General features: G+C 55.4%; 25 protein-coding genes and 1 pseudogene. 8 read left to right on the top strand and 18 right to left on the bottom strand.

Annotated elements, in window-relative coordinates; all coding sequences use genetic code 11:
* Positions 1–14: 14 nt before the first annotated feature.
* A complete protein-coding gene (gene dsrB, locus EXW94_RS06845) occupies positions 15–203 on the top strand; it encodes a protein DsrB (RefSeq protein ID WP_010432339.1) in 189 nt (62 codons plus the stop codon).
* Positions 204–308: 105 nt separating this feature from the next.
* Here the strand turns inward: dsrB and rcsA are convergent, their stop codons facing one another.
* The 14 genes and pseudogenes from rcsA to fliF all read right to left on the bottom strand — a co-directional run bounded on the left by rcsA (position 309) and on the right by fliF (position 11,826).
* Positions 309–932 (bottom strand): transcriptional regulator RcsA, encoded by a 624-nt coding sequence (rcsA, locus tag EXW94_RS06840; RefSeq protein ID WP_010432341.1) that lies wholly within the window; start codon positions 930–932, stop codon positions 309–311.
* A 290-nt stretch (positions 933–1,222) separates the two neighbouring features.
* Positions 1,223–2,015, bottom strand: a pseudogene (fliR, locus tag EXW94_RS06835) (flagellar biosynthetic protein FliR); the annotation flags it as partial.
* 7 nt (positions 2,016–2,022) lie between these two features.
* Positions 2,023–2,292 carry a flagellar biosynthesis protein FliQ gene (gene fliQ / locus EXW94_RS06830; protein WP_003859587.1) on the bottom strand — a complete coding sequence of 90 codons (270 nt, stop codon included), beginning with the start codon at positions 2,290–2,292 and terminating at the stop codon, positions 2,023–2,025.
* A gap of 10 nt (positions 2,293–2,302) precedes the next feature.
* Complete coding sequence (gene fliP / locus EXW94_RS06825; protein WP_042716760.1) at positions 2,303–3,040, bottom strand: flagellar type III secretion system pore protein FliP; 738 nt, start codon at positions 3,038–3,040, stop codon at positions 2,303–2,305.
* The gene (gene fliO / locus EXW94_RS06820) at positions 3,040–3,414 is read right to left on the bottom strand and encodes a flagellar biosynthetic protein FliO (RefSeq protein ID WP_029485119.1); all 375 of its coding nucleotides are present in this window, start codon (positions 3,412–3,414) and stop codon (positions 3,040–3,042) included. Before fliO ends, fliP begins: the two co-directional genes overlap by 1 nt.
* Positions 3,415–3,416: 2 nt before the next feature.
* Entirely contained in the window at positions 3,417–3,830 is a 414-nt protein-coding gene (gene fliN, locus EXW94_RS06815; protein WP_003859592.1) for a flagellar motor switch protein FliN, read from the bottom strand.
* Entirely contained in the window at positions 3,827–4,831 is a 1,005-nt protein-coding gene (fliM, locus tag EXW94_RS06810; protein ID WP_010432363.1) for a flagellar motor switch protein FliM, read from the bottom strand. Before fliM ends, fliN begins: the two co-directional genes overlap by 4 nt.
* 4 nt (positions 4,832–4,835) lie before the next feature.
* A complete protein-coding gene (fliL, locus tag EXW94_RS06805; protein WP_010432366.1) occupies positions 4,836–5,306 on the bottom strand; it encodes a flagellar basal body-associated protein FliL in 471 nt (156 codons plus the stop codon).
* Positions 5,307–5,412: 106 nt separating this feature from the next.
* Entirely contained in the window at positions 5,413–6,636 is a 1,224-nt protein-coding gene (fliK, locus tag EXW94_RS06800; protein ID WP_174339760.1) for a flagellar hook length control protein FliK, read from the bottom strand.
* On the bottom strand, positions 6,633–7,076 hold the full coding sequence (gene fliJ / locus EXW94_RS06795) for a flagellar export protein FliJ (protein ID WP_010432373.1): 444 nt from the start codon (positions 7,074–7,076) through the stop codon (positions 6,633–6,635). The genes fliK and fliJ overlap by 4 nt, the downstream gene beginning before the upstream one ends.
* 21 nt (positions 7,077–7,097) lie before the next feature.
* Positions 7,098–8,468, bottom strand: coding sequence for a flagellar protein export ATPase FliI (gene fliI, locus EXW94_RS06790; protein ID WP_010432376.1), 1,371 nt, complete (start codon positions 8,466–8,468; stop codon positions 7,098–7,100).
* Positions 8,468–9,175, bottom strand: a complete 708-nt coding sequence (gene fliH / locus EXW94_RS06785; RefSeq protein ID WP_108417549.1) for a flagellar assembly protein FliH — start codon at positions 9,173–9,175, stop codon at positions 8,468–8,470. Before fliH ends, fliI begins: the two co-directional genes overlap by 1 nt.
* Complete coding sequence (gene fliG, locus EXW94_RS06780; protein WP_089599455.1) at positions 9,168–10,166, bottom strand: flagellar motor switch protein FliG; 999 nt, start codon at positions 10,164–10,166, stop codon at positions 9,168–9,170. Before fliG ends, fliH begins: the two co-directional genes overlap by 8 nt.
* The gene (fliF, locus tag EXW94_RS06775; RefSeq protein ID WP_174339759.1) at positions 10,159–11,826 is read right to left on the bottom strand and encodes a flagellar basal-body MS-ring/collar protein FliF; all 1,668 of its coding nucleotides are present in this window, start codon (positions 11,824–11,826) and stop codon (positions 10,159–10,161) included. The genes fliG and fliF overlap by 8 nt, the downstream gene beginning before the upstream one ends.
* 228 nt (positions 11,827–12,054) lie before the next feature.
* Here fliF and fliE point away from each other — a divergent pair, with 228 nt between their 5' ends.
* Positions 12,055–12,369 (top strand): flagellar hook-basal body complex protein FliE, encoded by a 315-nt coding sequence (gene fliE / locus EXW94_RS06770; protein ID WP_010432385.1) that lies wholly within the window; start codon positions 12,055–12,057, stop codon positions 12,367–12,369.
* 75 nt (positions 12,370–12,444) lie between these two features.
* The gene (yedD, locus tag EXW94_RS06765; RefSeq protein ID WP_010432387.1) at positions 12,445–12,858 is read left to right on the top strand and encodes a lipoprotein YedD; all 414 of its coding nucleotides are present in this window, start codon (positions 12,445–12,447) and stop codon (positions 12,856–12,858) included.
* A 93-nt stretch (positions 12,859–12,951) separates the two neighbouring features.
* Here yedD and amyA read toward each other — a convergent pair whose 3' ends face one another.
* From amyA to fliD, 4 genes are all read right to left on the bottom strand, one after another.
* A complete protein-coding gene (gene amyA / locus EXW94_RS06760) occupies positions 12,952–14,439 on the bottom strand; it encodes an alpha-amylase (RefSeq protein WP_108417551.1) in 1,488 nt (495 codons plus the stop codon).
* Between the two features lie 98 nt (positions 14,440–14,537).
* Positions 14,538–14,909 (bottom strand): flagella biosynthesis regulatory protein FliT, encoded by a 372-nt coding sequence (gene fliT / locus EXW94_RS06755; protein WP_042717934.1) that lies wholly within the window; start codon positions 14,907–14,909, stop codon positions 14,538–14,540.
* On the bottom strand, positions 14,909–15,319 hold the full coding sequence (gene fliS, locus EXW94_RS06750) for a flagellar export chaperone FliS (RefSeq protein ID WP_010432394.1): 411 nt from the start codon (positions 15,317–15,319) through the stop codon (positions 14,909–14,911). The genes fliT and fliS overlap by 1 nt, the downstream gene beginning before the upstream one ends.
* 30 nt (positions 15,320–15,349) lie before the next feature.
* Entirely contained in the window at positions 15,350–16,762 is a 1,413-nt protein-coding gene (gene fliD / locus EXW94_RS06745) for a flagellar filament capping protein FliD (RefSeq protein WP_148399934.1), read from the bottom strand.
* 269 nt (positions 16,763–17,031) lie between these two features.
* On the opposite strand from fliD, the gene EXW94_RS06740 reads away from it, so the two are divergent.
* The 5 genes from EXW94_RS06740 (at position 17,032) to dcyD (ending at position 21,787) form a co-directional block, all read left to right on the top strand.
* Positions 17,032–18,318: a FliC/FljB family flagellin gene (locus tag EXW94_RS06740; protein WP_148399933.1), complete on the top strand. Its 1,287-nt coding sequence runs from the start codon at positions 17,032–17,034 to the stop codon at positions 18,316–18,318.
* 162 nt (positions 18,319–18,480) lie between these two features.
* Entirely contained in the window at positions 18,481–19,200 is a 720-nt protein-coding gene (locus EXW94_RS06735) for an RNA polymerase sigma factor FliA (protein ID WP_042714098.1), read from the top strand.
* Between the two features lie 54 nt (positions 19,201–19,254).
* Positions 19,255–19,806 (top strand): flagella biosynthesis regulatory protein FliZ, encoded by a 552-nt coding sequence (gene fliZ / locus EXW94_RS06730; RefSeq protein WP_042714100.1) that lies wholly within the window; start codon positions 19,255–19,257, stop codon positions 19,804–19,806.
* A gap of 86 nt (positions 19,807–19,892) precedes the next feature.
* On the top strand, positions 19,893–20,693 hold the full coding sequence (tcyJ, locus tag EXW94_RS06725; RefSeq protein ID WP_010432408.1) for a cystine ABC transporter substrate-binding protein: 801 nt from the start codon (positions 19,893–19,895) through the stop codon (positions 20,691–20,693).
* Between the two features lie 107 nt (positions 20,694–20,800).
* A complete protein-coding gene (gene dcyD, locus EXW94_RS06720; RefSeq protein ID WP_174339758.1) occupies positions 20,801–21,787 on the top strand; it encodes a D-cysteine desulfhydrase in 987 nt (328 codons plus the stop codon).
* The last annotated feature ends 10 nt before the right edge of the window (positions 21,788–21,797 follow it).

The following is a 21,797-nucleotide window of genomic DNA, read 5'->3' as shown; positions in this document are numbered from 1 at the left end:
CACAGGAGGAATGTATGAAGGTCAACGATCGGGTAACCGTTAAAACGGACGGTGGACCGCGCCGCCCGGGTGTGGTGCTGGCGATAGAAGAGTTTAGCGAAGGTGTAATGTACCTGGTTTCTCTGGAAGACTACCCGCTCGGTATCTGGTTCTTTAACGAACTGGGACATGAAGATGGTATTTTTGTGGAAGCAGCAGAATAGCGTGGTGTCGGGCGGCGTTCCCGTCCCCGGCCCATGCGGCTGAAAATGCAAAAATCTCTGGCCAGGCCAGAGATCGCAGGTAGGGTACAGAAGGTCTTGCGCGGATCAGCGCATATTAACGAAAATTCCGTTTGTGACATTATCGGTCAGGCGAACGACGTGGTAGATCACTTGCTTATTATGCGTTTTAATTTTCCTTTTAATATTTCCTTTGTGTGACGAAACCGTTTTTGCCTTGATATTCATCTGGTCCGAGATCTGAATTGTCCCTTGTCCAGCCATCCACATTCTGAGCATACTTGATTCAGTTCTGCTTAATGATAGGGTGGGTAAGTTAACCGCTCCTACATTCTTAACTTCTTTATTCAAATAATCACCCAAAATGTCATCCAGCGACTCGGGTTTAATCGATTTAGAACTGATCAATAAATTTTTACGGACCAACAAGTATTCGTCAAAATGAATATTGGCGATCGCCATAAAAACAATAAACAACGTTTTAGGATGCTGATTAATGATTTGCTTAATGTGCTGACTGTTGGCTGGATCGTGAATGAAACAGTCCTCATTAATAAACACCACGCCGGGCTTGTGTGCTTCACAAGCGGCTTCGAGTTCGTCAACGGTGTGTGCATCGTTGATGTCTCTCTTTCTTACCCCTCTGCTTGCCAGATACCCGGTTAACCCTAGCCGGGTGTAGCTGCATAAATCCATAATGATCGTTGACATGGCATACCCTCACTCAATGCGTAACGATAATTCACCATCTGCCTGAGAGCTCATAAACAGCCATACGGGATGGAAAAAACCAAATAAAACCTGTGAGCATGACAAAGACTTTGAGGCGAACTCACTATCCCGTAAAGTTACTTATAATTTGCCAGGAATCTTCTTAAAGTAAAGTAAATATTAAGTATTGTGAGATGGTTAGAAACATTTAAACCGCGTCAGATATATCCTGGAAGATGTTTTTCGCGTTTTATTTTAGGAATATCCTCAGAAAGACAATATGGAGTGTGAGGACTATTATTTGCGGGGCAGTTCGCTGACAATATCCGCTAACAGGTTGAATATCTCGCTGAATAAATGTTCACAGAAGGGGGCGATAAGCGGCATTAGCAATGACATTAATAAAAGACCGACCGTCAGCGTCACGGGAAAACCAATGACAAACACGGAAAGCTGCGGCGCCATTCTGTTCAGCAGGCCTAATGCCAGGTTAACGGTCAGCAGCAGAGTGATGATCGGCAGCGCCAGCATCAGCCCGTTGAGAAAAATCAGCCCGGCGGCACGCACCAGCGCCAGAAACGCGTTGCTGTTAACCGGATTTTCGCCAATCGGTAGCGTGTGGAAGGTGTCCACCAGCATTGAGATAAGCCATAAGTGGCCGTTAAACGACAGGAACAGCAGCATCGCCAGCAGATCGATGATACGCGCCAGCACCGGCATGTTGAGGTGGCTGCCGGGGTCGACGAAGGTGGCGAAGGATAACCCCATTTGCAGGCCGATCAGCTCACCCGCAGTACGCACTGCCGCAAAGGCGAGCTGCATGGTAAACCCAACGGCGACGCCGATCATCACCTGCTGAAGCGCCACCCATACGGCGTTAGCGGAAAATACAGGGATATCAACCGGCGGCAAGGACGGGGCGACAATAATCGTGATAACGATCCCCAGCCCCACTTTGATGCGCTTGGGTATCGATTTCTCGCTGAGAATAGGGGCGGTTGAGATGAGCGCCATAATGCGCAGCATCGGCCAGAAGTAGACGCCCAGCCACTGGACGTATTGATCGCTGGTGAAGTGCAGCATCGTGATATCAGCCGATGATGTACGGCAGATTGGTGAACAGGTTGCGCATATAGTCCAGCAGCAGGTTCAGCATCCACGGCCCGGCGACGATAATCGCCACGAACACGGCAATGATTTTCGGGATAAACGACAGCGTCATTTCGTTAATCTGCGTGGCGGCCTGCAGGATACTGATGATCAGACCGGTCACGAGGGCAACAAGCAGCAGCGGGGCGGCAACGGCAATCGCGACTTTCATCGCTTCCGTGCCCATCATCATGACCGATTCTGGCGTCATTGCGCGCTCCTCAACTGTAGAAACTCTGCGCCAGCGAACTGACCAGCAGCTGCCAGCCATCGACCAGCACAAAGAGCATGATCTTAAAGGGCAGAGCGATGGTCGCAGGCGGTACCATCATCATCCCGAGCGCCATCAGCACGCTGGCGATCACCAGGTCGATAATCAGGAACGGAATGAAAATAGTGAAGCCAATCTGGAACGCGGTTTTTAGCTCGCTGGTGACATAGGCTGGCAGCAAAATGCGCATCGGCACCGCTTCCGGTCCCTGAAGCTCGCCGGTGTTGGAGAGGCGGGCAAAGAGCGCTAAATCTGCTTCACGCGTCTGGCGCAGCATAAATTCACGCAGCGGCTGCGCGCCTTTCTCCAGCGCCACTTCCATCGAGATTTTATCTTCGCTAAACGGCTGGTAGGCGTCGGTGTAAATCTTGTCGATCACCGGCGACATAATGAAAAAAGTCAAAAACAGGGCCAGGCCCAGCAGCACCTGGTTGGGCGGCGCGGAAGGGGTTCCCAGGGCGTTTCGCAGCAGGCCAAAAACAATGATGATGCGGGTAAAGCTGGTCATCATCAGCAGAATGGCCGGAATAAAGGTCAGCGAGGTGATGAACACCAGCGTCTGAACCGAAAGCGACCAACTTTGACCGCCTCCGGCAAGCGGGGTCGAGACCAGACCGGGCAGTTGCGCATAGACCGCGGGAGCAAACAGGCCAACACCCGCAAGCGTAAGGGATAACAAACGGCGCATCAGGATCTCCCGGAACGCTTAAGCAAACTCTTCATAACGGACTGGAAATCCGCTGGGGCTTCTGCGCGCTCGTCACCCGTGACGGGGGCGGGCGGCAGTTTATGTAATACATTGATGTTTGAGGCGGTGATCCCCAGCACCAGACGCGCATCTTCCACGTCGACGATGACCACGCGCTCGCGTGGCCCCAGCGTGGTACTGGCGCTGACCTTCAGGCCGCGCGTTCCGGCGGTTTTACCCGCCAGACCAAAACGCTTTGCCAGCCAGGCCGCAATAAGAATGAAGGCAATAATACCGAACAGGGCACCGCTCACCTGGAGCAGCGGCGAGCCAGGTACCGCGGAGGGTTGGGACATTGTTGCCTGGGTTTTCATGCTTAACGGCTCAGACGACGCATACGTTCGGATGGCGTAATGATGTCGGTGATGCGCACGCCGTACTTATCAGCAACCACCACCACTTCCCCCTGAGCAATCAGATAACCGTTGATCAGAATATCCAGCGGTTCACCGGCCAGGCCATCAAGGGCGACCACGGAACCCTGCGTCAGGCGCAGCAGCTCTTTAATGGTCATGCGGGTGCGGCCCAGCTCAACCGTCAGCTTAACCGGGATATCCATGATCAGGTCGATATCCTGCAGCGTGCCGCTGACGTCGCCGCCGCCCAGCTGCTGGAATACCGCGTCCGCCGCGCTTTTCGTCGGGGTCGTCTTTTGCTCGTTTAACGCGTCAGCCCACAGATCGTCCAGTGCTCCGCTGTTCTCATCGGACGGATTGTTCATGTCACTCATTTGGGCTGTTCCTCATTCAGCGAATTCAATATCGGGTTGATCAAGTGCTCAACGCGTAACGCATACTGGCCGTTAATTGTGCCGTACTGACTGGTCAGCACGGGGACACCATCCACATGGGCAATAATGCGGTCGGGTTTTTCTATCGGCAAAACGTCGCCGGGTTGTAATTTCAGGATCTGAGATAACCGCAGCGGAATATCGGCAAAGCTCGCTACCAGCTCCAGCTGCGAGTGCTGAACCTGGCGAACCAGGTTTTCACGCCAGTTCTGATCTTCGTGGCGCGAGTTCTCCAGCGGCGGGTTCACCAGCAGCTCGCGCAGCGGTTCAATCATGCTGAACGGCAGGCAGATGTTGAACTCACCGGTCAGGTTGCCGATTTCAACGTGGAACGGCGTGTTAACGACGATATCGTTCGGCGAGGTGGTGATATTGGTGAACTTCACCTGCATCTCGGAACGGACGTACTCCACTTCCAGCGGGTTAATCGCCTTCCACGCGTCGCTGTAAGACTCCAGCGCCAGCTTCAGCATGCGGTTAATGACGCGCTGTTCGGTGTGGGTGAACTCACGACCTTCTACTTTGGTCGGGAAACGCCCGTCGCCGCCGAACAGGTTATCCACCGCAATGAACACCAGGCTTGGCGAAAACACCACCAGACCAGTGCCGCGCAGCGGCTTCAGATGGATCAGGTTAAGGTTGGTTGGCACCGGCAGGTTGCGGGCAAACTCATGATACGGCTGAATGCGGATCGCGCCGACGGTGATATCCGGGCTACGACGCAGCAGGTTAAACAGCCCCATACGGAACTGACGCGCAAAACGTTCGTTGATGATCTCCAGCGCCTGCAGACGTTCACGTACCACGCGACGCTGGGTATTCGGGTCATAGGGGCGAATATTGTCGTCGCCGCTCAGTCCCGGTTGCGGATCATCACTCTTATCGCTGTCGCCGTTGAGCAGCGCATCGATTTCTGCCTGAGAAAGAATACTGTCGCCCATGTCGTTACCGCAGAATGAAGGCTGTATACAGAACGTCAGTGACTTCCTGCTTCGGTTGGCCGTTTACCAGCGGGGTCGACAGCGTCTGTTTGATGGCGTCGACCAGTTTTTGCTTACCGTCATCGGTAGCGAGCGTCGAAGCGTCCTGACGAGAGAAAAGCAGCAGCAGACGGCTACGCACTTCAGGAAGATAATCGTTCAGACGAGAACGGGTAGCTTCGTCTTTCAGGCGCAGCGTAATGCCAACATAAAGCACACGATCCGCATCACCCAGGTTGACGGTGAAGGTGTCCAGCGGGAAGAACACGGGAGCCGGAGGCGGTGGCGCTTCAGCTTTGGCAGCAGCGGCAGTCGGTTCCTGCTGCATACGCCAGTAACTATAGCCCGCGGTAGCGCAGGCGGCGAGCGTGATCAACACCAGCAGCGGGATCCAGATGGAGCGCTTACTTTTTTTGGTGATAGCGGAGTCAGTCATCTGATACGAGCTTCCTGTTTCGGTACAGCTTAATAGGGTGATTATCCCGTGTCCGCCTTATCTCAAAGCGTGGAAAAGACGGGAATAATCACGCTACCTCTGGCGTTTAGGCGAAGATATCCACTGCGCCATTTCCCCGCGCGGCGGATTGCAGGGCGGCAGGGGTCGGCAATAACTCATCACTCTCTTCATTGAACGCGCCGTGCTGGCCCGAGCGGGAAGCCTGCTGTTGCTGCTGTGATGAGGATTGCTGCTGTCCGGCGAAGCTCTCACTGCTGACGCTGCTCTGCGAAAGCTGAATGCCGCTTTCCGCCAGAGAGGTGCGTAAGACCGGCAGAGCAGCCTCCAGCGCCGCGCGCACGTGGCTGTGCGGAGACACCATCTGCAGCTGCGCCTGGTTATCATCCAGTTTAAGCGAGATTTGCACCTGGCCCAGGTCTTCCGGGTGCAGGCGCAGTTCAGCGGTCTGCTGGCCTTGCTTCGTGAACAGCGTGATGTGCTGGCTCAGCGTCTGCTGCCATTCGCTGGTGCCGAGCGGCTGGCTCAATACCGGCGCGGTGGCAACGGTTGCAGCAGGCTGTGAGGTCGCGTGGCTGCTGAGGATCGGTGCCAGGGTTGCGGTGGGCGAGGTTGTCGTCGCGCTGCTCGCGATGTCCTGTTTCTCAGCCGCCGCCGCGACCGCAGGCGTCACGGGTACGCTGGCTGGAAGGGCTGCGTCAGCCGTTTGTGCCACAGGCTGAGACGCTGCCTGAGGCGGGTTATTCTCTTTGCCCGGCAGCGCGTTTTTCAGCGTTTGCGGAAGAGCGGAGGTGAGGGACGTCTGAGCGGTAACGCCGTCGACGTGGGTTGCCTGCGTCGTTACCGGTGTTGCCGTCTGCTGGTGCGGCAACATCGCCATCAGCGCGCTGAGCCCCGCGAGTTCGTCTTCGCTTAGGTCAGTTTTGCTGTCATCTTTTGCGGACGCGTGCGTCAGTGTCTTTAACGCATCACTTTGGGTCGTCGGCATCAGCCCGGACACCAGCGTTTGCAGCGCAGTGGTCTTCGCCGCGTCATCATCGGCGGTCAGCGTCTCCTGGCGTGAGAGCAGGTCGGCAATTTTCGCCTGCAGGGTGGTCTCGCCTGCGTCCTGTTGCGCTACCCTGGACAGCTTGCTGCCAGCGGCTTTCAAATCAGCCAGGGTCAGCGGCGCATCTTTGCCCTGACCGGACGCATCGGTCAACGCGCCCGCCAGCAGAGAAAGAAAGTCTTGCGCACCCTCGGCGCCTTTCCCCGTTTGCGTGCCGCCTGACAGGTCGCTGTCGGTCATCAGCAGTTGTTGCAGTGTGATCATTCCGGTTTCCTCATTGATGCGCGCTGGGCAAACTCATCCATTTTTTTCTGATCCAGGCGGTTTTCCGCCAGGGTTGACGCCGCGACCTGTCGGTCCTGTAGCGTTTGCCAGGCCTGCAGCCGCTGTTTTTTCTCGCGCCAGAAGTTGAGCGCGGTATCCACTTTTTCGGTCCACTGGTTAAGCTGCAGACGGTGTTGCTCAATCGCCTTTTCCAGCGTCTGGATAAACTGCTGATAGTTGATCCAACGCTGGCTGCCAATGCCCTGCGTCATATCGGTATTCAGGTTGGTGCGATATTCATGCTGATAGTCGATTAACATCTTCAACTGCTCTTCAGCCTGCTGGCACCCGCGTCGCATTGCGCCGAGCTGCAGTGCGGCATCATCAACTTCTTTTTCAGCCAGATCTTTTAGCGTTGATAACGCGCTGTTTTGCGCCATGACCTTCGCCCTCCACCTGTGTTACACCTGCGGGAAAATCAGATCCAGAGCCTGGATTGAGTCTTCCCAGTCGGCGCGTTCAAAAATACCTTGTTGCAAAAACGCCTCCAGCTGCGGCCAGAGCGCAATCGCTTTGTCGAGCATCGGGTCGCTGCCTTTGGCATACGCCCCAACGCTCACCAGATCGCGGTTGCGCTGGAAGCTGGAGAGCAGTTGTTTGAAGTTACGCACGCGGGCGTAGTGCTTCTCGGTTATCAGCGCCGTCATTGCGCGGCTGATGGATGCTTCAATATCAATCGCCGGGTAATGCCCCGCTTCGGCCAGACGGCGAGACAGCACAATGTGACCGTCGAGGATCGCACGCGCGGAGTCGGCAATCGGATCCTGCTGGTCATCGCCCTCGGTCAGCACCGTATAGAATGCGGTGATCGAGCCGCCGCCGCTGATGCCGTTCCCCGCACGTTCGACCAGCGCCGGGAGCTTGGCGAATACCGAAGGTGGATACCCTTTGGTGGCCGGAGGCTCACCGATGGCGAGCGCGATTTCACGCTGCGCCATCGCGTAACGGGTCAGGGAGTCCATGATCAGCAGGACGTGCTGGCCGCGGTCGCGGAAATCTTCGGCGATGCGGGTCGCGTAGGCGGCACCCTGCATACGCAGCAAGGGGGACACATCCGCCGGGGCGGCAATAACCACCGAGCGGGCGCGGCCTTCCGCACCCAGAATGTTTTCGATGAAGTCTTTGACTTCGCGCCCACGCTCGCCAATCAGCCCCACGACGATCACATCGGCCTGGGTATAGCGTGCCATCATGCCGAGCAGGACGGATTTCCCCACGCCGGACCCGGCGAACAGGCCCATACGCTGTCCACGTCCCACGGTCAGCAGGGCGTTAATCGGGCGCACGCCGGTATCCAGCACGTGCTCGATAGGGGTACGCTGCAGCGGGTTGAACGGCTGGGTGATCAGCGCCCCCGTTTCGGTGGTGTCCGGCGAGGGCAGGCCGTCGAGCGGCTTGCCGCTGCCGTCCAGCACGCGCCCAAGGAGCGCTGGTCCAAGCGGTAACTGCTTGCCGCTTTGCAGACCGTCGCCTGAACTGTTTTTCGCATAGACGCGCGCGCCGGGCAGAATGCCTTCAACTTCTTCGAGCGGCATCAGGAACAGGCGCTGGCCGTTAAATCCGACCACCTCACTTTCGACCTCACGCATTTCCAGTCCGTCCTGACGCTCAATAACGCAGGTGGCACCCAGCGGAAGCTGCAGGCCCGTCGCTTCCAGCACCAGACCGGTGGCGCGGGTCAGACGGCCATAACGACGAACAGATGGCAGCTGTGCCATCTTCGTTTCAAAGTTATCGAGCGTGTTGAGCCAGCGGGTAAGGCGTGCGGTCATCAGACAACTCCCGGTGCTGCCAGGCGGCACAGTTCTTGCCAGCGGGTAGCCACGCTGGCATCCAGATCGCCCTCATCCGCAGAGACTTTGCACCCGCCGTGGTGCAACGAGGGATCGCCCCGCAGCCGCCAGCCGTGCAGGCTGAGCGTTGCACCAAGACTCTCTTCCACGCGCTGGAGATCGTCCGGGTGTACGCGCAGCTGCGGTTTGCCGCTGAACAGCGGCTCCTGCTGGAGCAAACCCTGAATCTGTTTAATCAGCGCCGAGTTATCGACGGTTGGCGTCTGGCCAATCACCTGACGCGCGGCTTCCAGCGCCATCTGCATCAGGCGCGACGCAATCACGCTGTCGAGCGCGTCCAGCGTATGCTGGAACTCGCTCACCAGCTGCTGCATACGGGCATTGAGGGGCGCCTGCTGCTGACGCGCCTGTTCGATGCCTTGCTCCAGCCCTTTTGCCAGCCCTTCCTGATAACCCTGCTCCTGGCCTTTCTGCCGTCCTTCGTGCAGACCGGCGTTGAAGCCCTGTTCGTGCGCCTGCATTTGCATCTGCGCCAGCATCTGCGCACGCTGCTCTTCTTCGCTCAGCTCGGGCACCGCGGCATCGATATCGCCCTCATCGGACGGGAGTGCGGCCGGGATAAATTCGGAGAGGGGAGGCGCCAGATCGTCGGGCGTCCAGCGCGTCCACGGCAGCTCATTAGACATAGGTGTCGTCTCCGCTGCCAATCACCATCTCGCCGGTTTCGGCCAGTCGACGAACGATAAGCAGGATCGCTTTCTGTTCGTTTTCCACCTGAGACAGACGCACCGGACCACGGTTGGCCAGGTCGTCGCGCAGGATATCGGCCGCACGCTGGGACATGTTGCGCAGGAACTTCTCGCGCAGCGGCTGTTCGGCACCTTTGAGGGCGATAAGCAGCGATTCGGAATCCACTTCCTGAAGCAGGCGCTGGATGCTGCGATCGTCCACTTCGACCAGGTTTTCGAACAGGAACATCTCGTCGATAATTTTCTGTGCCAGCTCGCCGTCGAACTCGCGCACCGCGGTGATGACCGCTTCTTCCTGCTGCGTTTTCATCAGGTTGATGATCTCGGCCGCCGTTCTCACGCCGCCCATTTTGCTGCGCTTGAGGTTCTGGCCGTCGAGCAGGTTGTTCAACACTTCGGTCAGCTCCGCCAGCGCGGCTGGCTGGACACCGCCAAACGTGGCGATACGCAGCATCACATCGTGACGCAGACGCTCTTCGAACAGCGCCAGAATATCGGCTGCCTGGCCCCGTTTGAGGTGAACCAGAATGGTCGCGATAATCTGCGGGTGCTCGTCGCGAATAAGATCGGCGGCGCTCTGCGGCTCCATAAAGTTGAGCGTTTCGATACCGCTGGCGGTATCGCGGGTTTCCAGAATATCTTCCAGCAGGCTGGCGGCACGCTCTTCGCCCAGCGCCTTGACCAGCACGGAGCGCAGGTATTCGTTGGCGTTGACGTTGAGCGCGGCAAACTGTTCGGCTTCCTGCTCAAATTCCGCCAGCACTTCGGTCAGCTGCTTGTTGGAGATCTGCCGCACGTTGGCCATGGCCGCAGAGAGGATTTGCACCTCTCTTTGCGAGAGGTGTTTGAACACCTCTGCCGCGCGGTCTTCGCCAATGGTCATCAGCAGGATGACGCTTTTATCGGTACCTGTAAGCGTATTACTCATGTTCGTTACCCATCCAGCTGCGGATGACCAGCGCGACGACGCGCGGATCGTTGTCTGACATTTCGCGAATGCGCTGGCTCATGACCTCTGCGCCCATGCGCTGGTTAGCGCGGCGCTGCTGCACCTGCTCGTCTTTGCTGAGGCGCACTTCAACCGCTTCTTCCACTTCCTGGCGATTATTCATCTGTTCCAGAGCGGCTTTCTCGGCTTCAGCACGGCGCTGGAGCTGAGGACGTACGCCCTTACGCCACAGCAGCCAGGCAACAATCAGCACCAGTAACCAGCGGCCTGCGGACATCAGCTGATCGATAAACGACTGCTGTTGCCAGAACGGGAGTTCGCCACCGCTTTCATCAACCGAGTTGAACGGTGAGTTCACCACGTTCAGCGTATCGCCACGTTTTTCGGAGTAGCCCATCGCTTCACGGGTCAGATCTTCAATCTGCTTCATCTGCTCGGCCGTCAGTGGCAGAGGCTTGCCGTCCGGCAGGGTTTTGTAGTTCACCACCACGGCAACAGACAGACGCTGAATATCCCCCACGTTCAGTTTGGTGTGGCGGATAGTACGGTCCACTTCGAAGTTCGTGGTTTCGTTACGGCTGCTGGTACGCGGTCCCGCGTTATTGGCCGTTGAGGTTGTCTGCTGTGCATTCTGCTGGTTGGCCGGAGGCGTTGAAATCGGTGCCGCGTTAGCCGGAGCAGGCTGGTTAGACAGCGCGCCCGGCACGCCGCCAGGGTAGGGGCCGCCCACCTGCTCGTTCGAGTTAATCTGACGAGAACGCATCACCGCCTGAGACGGATCGCCGTTCGGGCTGTATTGCTCTTCCGTTTGTTCTTTATTCGCAAAATCGATCTGCGCGGTAACCTGAGCATGCACGTTGCTGTTACCGACGACCGGGCCCAGGATCGCTTCGATACGGCGCTGAAGACGACCTTCCACATCGGCCGCGTATTTCAGCTGCGCGTCGTTCAGATCGCGACCGGCGCTGTTGTTTTGCGTCAGCAGATGACCGCCCTGATCCACTAGCGTCACGTTGCCCGGCGGTAAGCCTGCAACCGCGCTGGAGACCAGATGCGTGACCGCGCTGATTTGCCCTTCGTCCAGCGCGCGGCCAGGCTCAAGGTTGACGGTTACGGAGGCAGAAGGGGATTTCTGTTCACGAACAAATAAAGAGGGTTTAGGCATGGCAAGGTGCACACGCGCACTCTTCACCGGGCCTAAGGTTTCAATGGTACGGGCCAGTTCACCTTCCAGCGCGCGCTGGTAGTTCACCTGCTCGCTGAACTGGCTGATACCGAATTTTTCCTGATCCAGCAGTTCGAAACCAACCGCACCGCCTTTCGGCAGACCCTGCTGTGCCAGGCGCAGGCGAAGCTCGTGCACCTTGTCCGCTGGCACTTCAAGCGCGCCACCGTTATCGGCAAAGCGATAAGGGATGTTCATCTGGGTAAGCTGGGTGACGATGGCACCGCCATCCTGATCGGAAAGGTTACTGTAAAGCGTGCGGTAATCAGGGCTTTTCGCCCACAGGACCATCGCAACAAGGATCGCAATGGCGGCAGCGCCTGCCACGATCAACGGGATTTTAGGGTTCGCGCGAAGGCGGTTCATCCACTCGAGTGATTTATTCTGTGGCGCTGTCGATGCTGTTGCACTCATTGCGCACCTCTTAAATCCTGGTGGTTTACGTTATTCGTGTAGAGAAACAAAACTGACTCCCGGGTCGGCAAACACGACAAAAGTTCCATATTGATGGCCCTGCCATTATTTGATGATTCGTGATTTTCTATGCGTCAAATAACCTGGTTTTTTAACGCTATTTACCGCCATTATCTGATTGACAAGCTGTTAGTCTTGACCGCGTAAAAATCCATCCAGGGGAAAGTCATGGCTATACAGGGCATTGAAGGGGTAATCAGTCAGCTGCAGGCAACGGCAATGACGGCACGTAATCAGAACGTGATGGACGAACCTTCAACCATCAGCTTTGCGGGGCAACTGCACGCCGCGCTTGACCGTATCAGCGACAAGCAGAACGCTGCCCGCACGCAGGCGGAAAAATTTACGCTCGGTGAGCCGGGCGTGGCGCTCAATGATGTGATGGCCGATCTGCAAAAAGCGTCGGTGTCTCTGCAGATGGGCCTCCAGGTGCGTAATAAGCTGGTATCGGCCTATCAGGACGTGATGTCGATGCAGGTGTAAAACCTGCCGATCTTACGCTGGCACCCATACGGCTTTAATGCCACAATATTTTTTTCTTCCCACGCAGGAAAGATGATGAAAAAAATAGCAATTGTGGGTGCGCTTCTGGCGTTAACCGGCTGTGTTCAGGTTGATAATTATCAGGAAGTCATCAAGCACCCTGTGCCGTCGCATCTGGCAGGGTACTGGCAGTCAAAAGGGCCGCAAAGCAAGATGGTGAGCCCGGAGGCGATTGCCACGCTGGTGGTGACGGAAGAGGGCGATACGCTGGATTGCCGTCAATGGCAGCGCGTGGTGGCGGTGCCGGGCAAGATTATGCTGCGTTCGGATGATTACTATAACGTGACCCGCAAGCTGGATATCTATCCGCTGGAGCGTGATGGCGCAACGCTTGAGTATGATGGTATGGAGCTGCAAAAAGTGGATCGTCCAACGGTAGAGTGTGCGAATTACCTGAGCAAAAATCCGCTGGAGAGTAAGCTACCGTAGCCGTTTTTTGCCGGGTGGCGCTGACGCTTACCCGGCCTACGGGACGGTGCTTTTGTAGGCCGGGTAAGGCGAAGCCGCCACCCGGCATTGTTTCTACAATGCATCCTCTATGACCCACACGCTGACGCTTCCTCCGTTACAGAAGAACGTTCCTTCACCATCCGCCGCCGTGGTCACGGTTTCCTCGCGGTTGCCCAGAAAATCACGCCAGGTTTTATTGCCGTAATTCTCTCCCAGACAAATCACTTTTTCCCCGTCATCACCATTGGAAAGGACCACCACGCAACCCGGCGCGTCGTCGGTCCCGCTGCGGCTGAACGCGATACAGTTAGGATGATCAAAAAACAGCGTCTGAATGCCGTGGGCAAAACGCTGGCGGGCGAGGATCAGTTCATGCAGTTGTTCAATCACGGGCATATCAATATGGTACGTGTTACCGTCTCCGCCCGTATCGTCGTAGCTGGCACCGAAGAGGTCCGGATAGAACACGCTCGGCACGCCGTTTTCGCGCAGCAGAATTAACGCATAGGCGAGCGGTTTAAACCAGGCTTCCACCGGGGCTTCCAGCGCCTGCAGGGGTTGGGTGTCGTGGTTGGCAACCAGCGTGACCGCATGGAACGGATCGGCTTCCACCAGCGTGCCGGTGAAGATCTGGCTCATGTCGTAGTCGCGCCCCTGACGCGACGCCTCGTGAAACTTCATCTGCAGCGGCGCATCGAACAGCATGGTTTTGCCGTCGACCTGATTGATGTAGTTCTGCAGTTTATCCACCTCGTGCGACCAGTATTCCGCGACAACAAACAGCGGCTGCGGCGCAACCTCCTGCACGTGCTCAATCCACTCCTTATAAAACCAGGCCGGAATATGTTTTACGGCATCCAGACGAAAACCGTCACACTGCGTTTGCTCCATCACCCAGCGCGCCCAGTATTTGATCTCCTCGGTCACGGCATGATTGCGAAAATCGATGTTCTCGCCCATCAGGTAGTCGAAATTGCCCATCTCGTCGTCGACCTGATCGTTCCAGCCTTCGCCGGTGTAGTCGTTGACGATTTTGAAGATATTGTCTTCATTGGGGTTTTCAATGTGGTCGATGCCGCTGAAGCATTTGTAATCCCAGATAAACTGCGAATATTTCCCCGCGCGGGCAGGGAAGGTGTAGCGCGTCCAGGCTTCACACTCGATGATTTCATCGTCGATTTGCGTACGGTCTTGTTCATTGACGCGCTGCACGCGGATCGACTCTTTCTCGTCCGCCCCCATTTTGTGGTTGACCACCACATCCAGCAGCACGGCGATCTGGTTGCTTTTGAGCGCGTCGATGGCCTCCAGCAGCTGTGCTTTATCGCCGTATTTGGTGGCGACGCTGCCTTTCTGGTCAAACTCACCGAGATCGAACAGATCGTAAGAGTCATAGCCTACGGAATATCCCCCCGATGCGCCTTTGTACGCCGGAGGTAGCCACACCATGTTAATGCCGATTTCGTTGAGGTTGGGGGCTAAAGCCGTGACTTCTCGCCACAATTCACCGCCAGCGGGGTAATACCAGTGAAAGCATTGCAGTAAGGTTGGATTGCGCATGCACCGTCTCCATGAGGTCGCGAAACTCAAGTATGGAGTACGTTTTGCAGAAATGCCTGGCGAACGAAGCGGGAAACGTTCGTTCGCCAGCTACATGGCTAATTGAGATCGCTATTACTTTGCGGGACCAGGACATGACCGCCCTGGTTGCTGTAGGTGGAAAGAACGGTTTTCTGAATGGAGGATTGACCCACCATTTTAGCCAGTTCATTCATTCTGGACTGCAGCAATGTTTTCACCTGGCTTTCATTGTCGAGGATCACGCGCAGAGTCGGTCGAAGTTGCTCCTGCATTTGTGCAGAGGGTTCCGCTTCCTGCGTAAGACGAGCCAGCGAGTGCACCGCGTTGACATAATCGGTTTCACAAGTAATGAGATCATCCCATAATCCCTGGCGAGCCAGTCGCAACATCAACTGGCTCTGCTCAAGGAGTTGCTGATAAAGGGTATAGAGTTGCGGTGCATTACTCATTAGACGGCGTCCTGCATCAGTTGTGGCGTACCCGCAACCTCCTTCCACCCGTCAGCGATATTGCGCAGCAATGTTTCCACCTCTTCGATGGCGCTGGCGTCGTTATTCACGTTGGCGTGCAGGAGGCGACGTACCATATAGGCATAAAGGGCAATCAGGTTTTGCGTAAGCTCATCGCCGTTATTGTCCACCAGGCCAACCTTTAGCCCGTTTTCAATAATGTTGATGGCTTTCGAGAGTGCCAACCCCTTTGCCGGAATATTGCCGTCTTGCAGGAACAGACGCGCGCGAACCAGCGCGCTGAGGGCTCCATCAAATAGCATGATAACCAGCTGTTGCTGGCTGGCGCTCATCACCGCGCTTTCAACCTCTATTTTTGCGTAGGCTTGCGTGCCTTTTGCGCCGTACATGTTATCCCCCTCGGGTTCGTTTAGCGTTTACTACTTGCTGCTGGACGTATTTTCAAACTGCTGCGTCAGGTAGCTGCTGGTGTTGTTCAGCGAGGTCATCAGTACGTCCAGCTGGGTAAACTGGGCTTTGTACTGTGCCACGCGCGCGTCAATACGCTCGCTCACGGCGTTGTACTGATCGGTAAGCTTGTTCAGCGTTTTACTGACGCCATCTTTGGCTGCCTGGATAATCCCTTTGCTGGAGAGCCAGTCAGTCAGGTTGGTCGCCATGGTGGTGGTGATACCGGTGGTTTTACCGTCACCCACAACCAAATCTTTAACGGCAGACGGGTTGTCCGTCAGCGCTTTTTTCAGCTTGGTGTTATCCAGCTCCAGTTTGCCGGAGCTTGGATCGGTCGTGATACCCAGCGACGACAGTGTTTTGTACGTGGTACCGCCGACGGTGTTGCTCAGCATGGTTTTCAGCTGGGTCTGAATCGTACGCAGCGTGCTGTCACCCAGCAGGGCACCGTTACTGGAGTCCTGGGCATCCGTACCCGCATCAACCGCCGTATATTTGGTCAGTGAAGCAAAGCTGTCCTGCAGGGTGTTGTAAGCATCCACCCAGGCTTTCATTGCCGTTTCGGCTTTAGACGTATCTTTGGTGATCGTCAGCGTCTGGTTACCGGTGGTGACGTCGTTCAGGTTCAGGGTGATATCTTCCAGCGCATCGCTGATGGTGTTGCTGCTGTTTTCGATATCAACGTTGTTGACCTTCAGCTTGGCGTTCTGCGCGGTGACGCTTTCCGTCATGCCGTTGCTGGCGTCGGTGCTGGTGCCGTTGTAACCCATAAAGGTTTGCAGGGCACTGTCGCCGCTCACGCTGATGCTGACCGCGTTATCTGCACCGGTTTCCGTAGAGGTAATAGACAGACGATACTGGCCATTTCCGACGTTAATAATACTGGCGGTCACGCCCGCATCCGCTTTGTTGATGGCATCACGAATGCCGGTCAGCGAGGAGTTTGTCGCGCTGATATCAACGGTCACCGGATCTTTACCGTTGCCCGCGGTAAAGGTAATTTTGCTGTCCGCGGTGGCAATGGCAGTTTTGGTGTCCGCCTGGGTGTTTTTAGTGGTCAGCGTCTGCGCCTGCGCCAGCTGAGAGACGCTAATGGTGTATTTACCCGCAATGGCGCTGCCCGTCGTGGTCGCACTGAATGCCGTGGTACTGCTCGCCGTGCTGGTGGCCGTAAACAGGTCAGCTTTATTCAGCGCGGTGTTGGCGGTCTGAAACGCTTCCAGTGAACTCTTCAACGTGCCGTAAGCGCTAAGCTTGGCGGTATAGGATGTCTGCTGTTTGGAAATCGGCGTCAGCTGCGCTTTTTCGGCCGTGGTGAGACTATCCAGAATGTCTGCTAACTTAAGACCCGAACCAATCCCCAATGATGAAATACTTGCCATATTTATTCCTTAATCTATCGACACGTAGAACGAATAGTGGGGTTATCGGCCTTTATGCGTGAAAGTTTACGGTTAATTTCTTTTTTTTAATGGCGGGAATAACGGTAATAGAGAAGAGTATTTCCGTGGCTAAAAAAATTATCGAGATCCTGAAAAAAAATCTAAAGGTTGTTTTGGACCAGACGATAACACCTTTGACGGCGATGAAGCCGAAGGGTGGAAACCCAAATCTAACCAAACAGATTTGATGAACAACAGGAATCGAAATCATGGCACAAGTCATTAATACCAACAGCCTCTCGCTGATCACTCAGAACAACATCAACAAGAACCAGTCTGCTCTGTCTTCTTCTATTGAGCGTCTGTCTTCCGGTCTGCGTATCAACAGCGCTAAAGATGATGCTGCGGGCCAGGCTATCGCTAACCGCTTCACGTCTAACATCAAAGGTCTGACTCAGGCTGCACGTAACGCTAACGACGGTATCTCTCTGGCACAGACCACTGAAGGCGCGCTGTCTGAAATCAACAATAACCTGCAGCGTGTTCGTGAACTGACCGTTCAGGCAACGACCGGTACTAACTCTGATTCTGACCTGTCTTCAATCCAGGACGAAATTAAATCCCGTCTGTCTGAAATCGACCGCGTATCCGGTCAGACTCAGTTCAACGGCGTGAACGTACTGGCTAAAAACGGTTCTATGGCGATTCAGGTTGGTGCGAACGACGGCCAGACTATCTCCATCGACCTGCAGAAAATTGACTCTTCTACTCTGGGTCTGAGCGGCTTCTCCGTTTCTAACAACGCACTGAAACTGAGCGATTCTATCACTCAGGTTGGCGCGAGCGGTGCACTGAAAGATGTTAACCTGAGCTCTGTTGCCACTGCTCTGGGTGTAGACGCAAGCACGCTGACTCTGCACAACGTTCAGACTTCAGCTGGTGCTGCAACTCCTACTTATGTTGTATCTTCTGGTTCTGACAACTATTCAGTATCCGTAGAAGACGGAACTGGCGTTGTAACGCTGAACACCACCGATATCGGTTATACCGATACGGCGAATGGCGTAACTACTGGTTCCATGACTGGTAAGTACGTTAAAGTTGGCGCTGACGCAGCAGGTGCCCCAGTTGGTTATGTCACTGTTCAGGGCCAGAATTTCAAAGCAGCTGCTGGTGCGCTGGTTAACTCCGGTGATGCTACAGGTACTCAAAACGTTGCTTCTGCAATTGGCGATATTGCTGATAAAGCGAATGCCAACATTTACACTGGCACCTCTTCAGCAGATCCACTGGCTCTGCTGGACAAAGCTATCGCGTCTGTTGATAAATTCCGTTCTTCACTGGGTGCGGTACAGAACCGTCTGAGCTCTGCTGTAACCAACCTGAACAACACCACCACCAACCTGTCTGAAGCGCAGTCCCGTATTCAGGACGCCGACTATGCGACCGAAGTGTCAAATATGTCTAAAGCGCAGATCATCCAGCAGGCCGGTAACTCCGTGCTGTCCAAAGCTAACCAGGTTCCTCAGCAGGTTCTGTCTCTGCTGCAGGGCTAATCGCCTGATAATGCTTAAACCCCGCTTCGGCGGGGTTTTTATTTAGCGCTATTTGCATAACCCCCCAAATAACCCCTCATTTCACCCACTATTCACCCAATTGAAACCCCTGCAGAATCGGATAATCATGCCGATAACTCAATTAACGCAGGGCTGTTTATCGTGAATTCACTCTATACCGCTGATGGTGTAATGGATAAACACTCGCTGTGGCAGCGTTATGTTCCGCTGGTGCGTCACGAAGCATTGCGCCTCCAGGTGCGTTTGCCGGCGAGCGTGGAACTGGACGATCTGCTACAGGCGGGCGGTATCGGGTTATTGAATGCAGTTGACCGATACGACGCTCTGCAAGGAACGGCATTTACGACTTACGCAGTTCAGCGTATTCGTGGGGCGATGCTGGACGAGCTGCGCAGCCGAGACTGGGTGCCGCGCAGTGTTCGCCGCAACGCGCGCGAAGTGGCGCATGCGATGGGGCAGCTGGAACAGGAACTGGGACGCAACGCGACGGAAACCGAAGTGGCTGAGCGTCTTGGGATCGCTGTTGAAGAATATCGTCAGATGTTGCTCGATACCAATAATAGCCAACTCTTCTCTTACGATGAGTGGCGCGAAGAGCATGGCGATAGCATCGAGCTGGTGACGGATGAGCATCAGCAAGAAAACCCGTTACACCATTTAATGGAAGGGAATTTACGCCAGCGCGTGATGGAAGCGATTGAAGCTTTACCAGAGCGCGAACAGCTGGTGTTGACCCTCTATTACCAGGAAGAGCTCAATCTCAAGGAGATTGGCGCGGTACTGGAGGTGGGGGAGTCTCGGGTTAGCCAGCTGCACAGCCAGGCCATCAAGCGCTTACGCACGAAACTGGGTAAGTTATAGGTGATTGATTCACCTGGGAAATGCCGCACAACGTATTGACAACCAGGAGTTATCATGACGGTGCAGCAATCTAAAAGACGGCCTTTAAGCCGCTACCTGAAAGACTTTAAACACAGCCAGACGCATTGCGCCCACTGTAATAAATTACTCGACCGTATCACGCTGGTTCGTCGTGGCGAAATCGTGAACAAAATCGCGATATCCCGCCTCGACACGTTGATGGATGAGGCCGCCTGGCTCGAAGAGCAAAAAGAGTGGGTGGCGCTTTGCCGTTTCTGTGGCGATCTCCACTGCAAAGAGCAAAGCGACTTCTTCGATATTATCGGCTTCAAGCAATTCCTGTTTGAACAAACGGAGATGAGCCACGGCACCGTTCGCGAATATGTGGTTCGCCTGCGTCGCCTTGGGCAACATCTGACCGTCAACAATATTTCTCGCGATCTGCTGAAGACCGGTTATCTGGATGAAAATCTGGAGCCGTGGCTGCCTGCGACCAGCACCAACAACTACCGGATTGCGCTGCGCAAGTATGCACAATACAAGGTACAGATGCCGGGTGTCGTGAAGCAGAAAGCCCTCGCCGGAACAACTTCTGATATATATTAAAAAAGAATAAGATGTAGCGCAGTCGCCTTTGACGTTGCAGGCGATTTCTCTACACTACGTAAAAATTCCACTATATCGGGGTATTTATGAAATTTGCACTTCTGGGTCGTCAGGCGCTGATGGGTGTTATGGCCGTTGCGCTGGTTGCGGGCATGAGCGTGAAAACGTTCGCCGCGGAAAACCTGCTGAATAAAGTAAAAGAGCGTGGCACGCTGCTGGTGGGGCTGGAAGGAACCTATCCTCCGTTCAGCTACCAGGGCGACGACGGTAAATTGACCGGTTTCGAAGTGGAATTTGCGGAAGAACTGGCGAAACACCTTGGCGTGAAAGCGTCCCTGAAACCGACCAAATGGGACGGTATGCTGGCGTCGCTGGATTCAAAACGTATTGATGTGGTGATCAACCAGGTGACCATTTCTGACGAGCGTAAGAAGAAGTATGACTTCTCCACGCCGTACACCGTGTCCGGTATTCAGGCGCTGGTGAAGAAAGGTAACGAAGGCGGGATTAAAACGGCTGCGGACCTGAAAGGGAAGAAAGTCGGCGTCGGTCTGGGTACCAACTACGAAGAGTGGCTGCGCCAGAACGTGCAGGGTGTGGATATTCGCACCTATGATGATGACCCGACCAAATACCAGGATCTGCGCGTGGGCCGTATCGACGCCATTCTGGTTGACCGCCTGGCCGCGCTGGATCTGGTGAAGAAAACCAACAATACCCTGGCCGTTGCGGGTGATGCGTTCTCTCGTCAGGAAGCCGGTATCGCCATCCGTAAAGGTAACGAAGACCTGGTGAAAGCGATCGATTCCGCGATTGCTGACATGCAGAAAGACGGTAGCCTGAAAGCGCTTTCTGAGAAATGGTTCGGCGCTGACGTCACCAAATAAGTCTTTGACCCATAAAAAAAGGCGCTTTTAAAAGCGCCTTTTTTATTTCTTACGCGTCTGCGTGCATAATGAAAAATATCATATGAATTAGCGTTACCGGAGGAACCATGTCACTGCAGAATTTAACGCGCTTTCCCCGCCTTGAGTTTATCGGCGCGCCCACGCCGCTGGAGTATTTACCCCGATTTTCTGATTATTTAGGGCGCGACATTTTCATCAAGCGCGATGACGTGACGCCGATGGCGATGGGCGGCAATAAGCTGCGCAAGCTGGAGTTTCTGGCGGCAGACGCGCTGCGCGAAGGGGCGGACACGCTGATCACCGCAGGGGCGATTCAGTCTAACCACGTGCGCCAGACGGCGGCGGTGGCGGCAAAACTTGGCCTACACTGCGTTGCGCTGCTGGAAAACCCGATCGGAACGCACGCAGAAAACTATCTCACTAACGGTAACCGTCTCCTGCTGGATCTGTTTAACGTGCAGGTCGAGATGGTCGACGCCCTGACCGACCCGTCCGCGCAGCTCGACGAACTGGCCACGCGTCTGGAAGCGCAGGGTTTTCGTCCATACGTTATTCCTGTCGGCGGGTCGAACGCGCTGGGCGCATTGGGCTATGTAGAAAGCGCGCTGGAAATTGCTCAGCAATGCGAGGGCGCGGTGAATCTCTCTTCTGTTGTTGTCGCCTCCGGTAGCGCCGGAACCCATGCCGGGCTGGCGGTGGGGCTGGAGCAACTGCTGCCGGATGTCGAGCTGATTGGCGTGACGGTCTCCCGCGGCGTTGCGGATCAGAAGCCGAAAGTGGTTACTTTACAGCAGGCGGTGGCAGAACAACTGGAGCTGAAAGCCAGGGCTGACATTCTGCTCTGGGATGACTATTTTGCGCCGGGCTACGGCACGCCAAATGAAGAGGGGATGGAAGCGGTGAAATTGCTGGCACGCCTAGAAGGCATTCTGCTCGATCCGGTCTATACCGGTAAGGCGATGGCGGGGCTGATAGACGGCATTGCACAGAAGCGCTTTAAGGATGAAGGACCGATTTTGTTTGTTCACACTGGCGGGGCGCCTGCGCTGTTTGCCTATCATCCTCATGTCTAAAAATCAGGTC

Origin of the sequence: Enterobacter sp. JMULE2 (assembly GCF_013337145.1) — a bacterium.
In the GTDB taxonomy this organism is placed as follows: Bacteria; Pseudomonadota; Gammaproteobacteria; order Enterobacterales; family Enterobacteriaceae; genus Enterobacter; species Enterobacter mori.
The sequence above is the reverse complement of the archived record's forward strand: the minus strand, read 5'-3'. Positions and strand labels throughout refer to the sequence as shown.

Coding starts and splice junctions, on each gene's coding strand:
- fliI (WP_010432376.1), bottom strand. CDS start 8,468: ATGACCGCACGCCTTACCCGCTGGCTCAACACGCTCGATAACTTTGAA.
- fliT (WP_042717934.1), bottom strand. CDS start 14,909: ATGAGTAATGCACCGCAACTCTATACCCTTTATCAGCAACTCCTTGAG.
- yedD (WP_010432387.1), top strand. CDS start 12,445: ATGAAAAAAATAGCAATTGTGGGTGCGCTTCTGGCGTTAACCGGCTGT.
- fliJ (WP_010432373.1), bottom strand. CDS start 7,076: ATGGCGCAAAACAGCGCGTTATCAACGCTAAAAGATCTGGCTGAAAAA.
- dsrB (WP_010432339.1), top strand. CDS start 15: ATGAAGGTCAACGATCGGGTAACCGTTAAAACGGACGGTGGACCGCGC.
- fliK (WP_174339760.1), bottom strand. CDS start 6,636: ATGATCACACTGCAACAACTGCTGATGACCGACAGCGACCTGTCAGGC.
- EXW94_RS06740 (WP_148399933.1), top strand. CDS start 17,032: ATGGCACAAGTCATTAATACCAACAGCCTCTCGCTGATCACTCAGAAC.
- rcsA (WP_010432341.1), bottom strand. CDS start 932: ATGTCAACGATCATTATGGATTTATGCAGCTACACCCGGCTAGGGTTA.
- fliP (WP_042716760.1), bottom strand. CDS start 3,040: ATGCGCCGTTTGTTATCCCTTACGCTTGCGGGTGTTGGCCTGTTTGCT.
- tcyJ (WP_010432408.1), top strand. CDS start 19,893: ATGAAATTTGCACTTCTGGGTCGTCAGGCGCTGATGGGTGTTATGGCC.
- fliE (WP_010432385.1), top strand. CDS start 12,055: ATGGCTATACAGGGCATTGAAGGGGTAATCAGTCAGCTGCAGGCAACG.
- fliD (WP_148399934.1), bottom strand. CDS start 16,762: ATGGCAAGTATTTCATCATTGGGGATTGGTTCGGGTCTTAAGTTAGCA.
- fliS (WP_010432394.1), bottom strand. CDS start 15,319: ATGTACGGCGCAAAAGGCACGCAAGCCTACGCAAAAATAGAGGTTGAA.
- fliH (WP_108417549.1), bottom strand. CDS start 9,175: ATGTCTAATGAGCTGCCGTGGACGCGCTGGACGCCCGACGATCTGGCG.
- fliM (WP_010432363.1), bottom strand. CDS start 4,831: ATGGGCGACAGTATTCTTTCTCAGGCAGAAATCGATGCGCTGCTCAAC.
- dcyD (WP_174339758.1), top strand. CDS start 20,801: ATGTCACTGCAGAATTTAACGCGCTTTCCCCGCCTTGAGTTTATCGGC.
- fliG (WP_089599455.1), bottom strand. CDS start 10,166: ATGAGTAATACGCTTACAGGTACCGATAAAAGCGTCATCCTGCTGATG.
- fliZ (WP_042714100.1), top strand. CDS start 19,255: ATGACGGTGCAGCAATCTAAAAGACGGCCTTTAAGCCGCTACCTGAAA.
- fliN (WP_003859592.1), bottom strand. CDS start 3,830: ATGAGTGACATGAACAATCCGTCCGATGAGAACAGCGGAGCACTGGAC.
- fliO (WP_029485119.1), bottom strand. CDS start 3,414: ATGAAAACCCAGGCAACAATGTCCCAACCCTCCGCGGTACCTGGCTCG.
- fliQ (WP_003859587.1), bottom strand. CDS start 2,292: ATGACGCCAGAATCGGTCATGATGATGGGCACGGAAGCGATGAAAGTC.
- fliL (WP_010432366.1), bottom strand. CDS start 5,306: ATGACTGACTCCGCTATCACCAAAAAAAGTAAGCGCTCCATCTGGATC.
- fliF (WP_174339759.1), bottom strand. CDS start 11,826: ATGAGTGCAACAGCATCGACAGCGCCACAGAATAAATCACTCGAGTGG.
- amyA (WP_108417551.1), bottom strand. CDS start 14,439: ATGCGCAATCCAACCTTACTGCAATGCTTTCACTGGTATTACCCCGCT.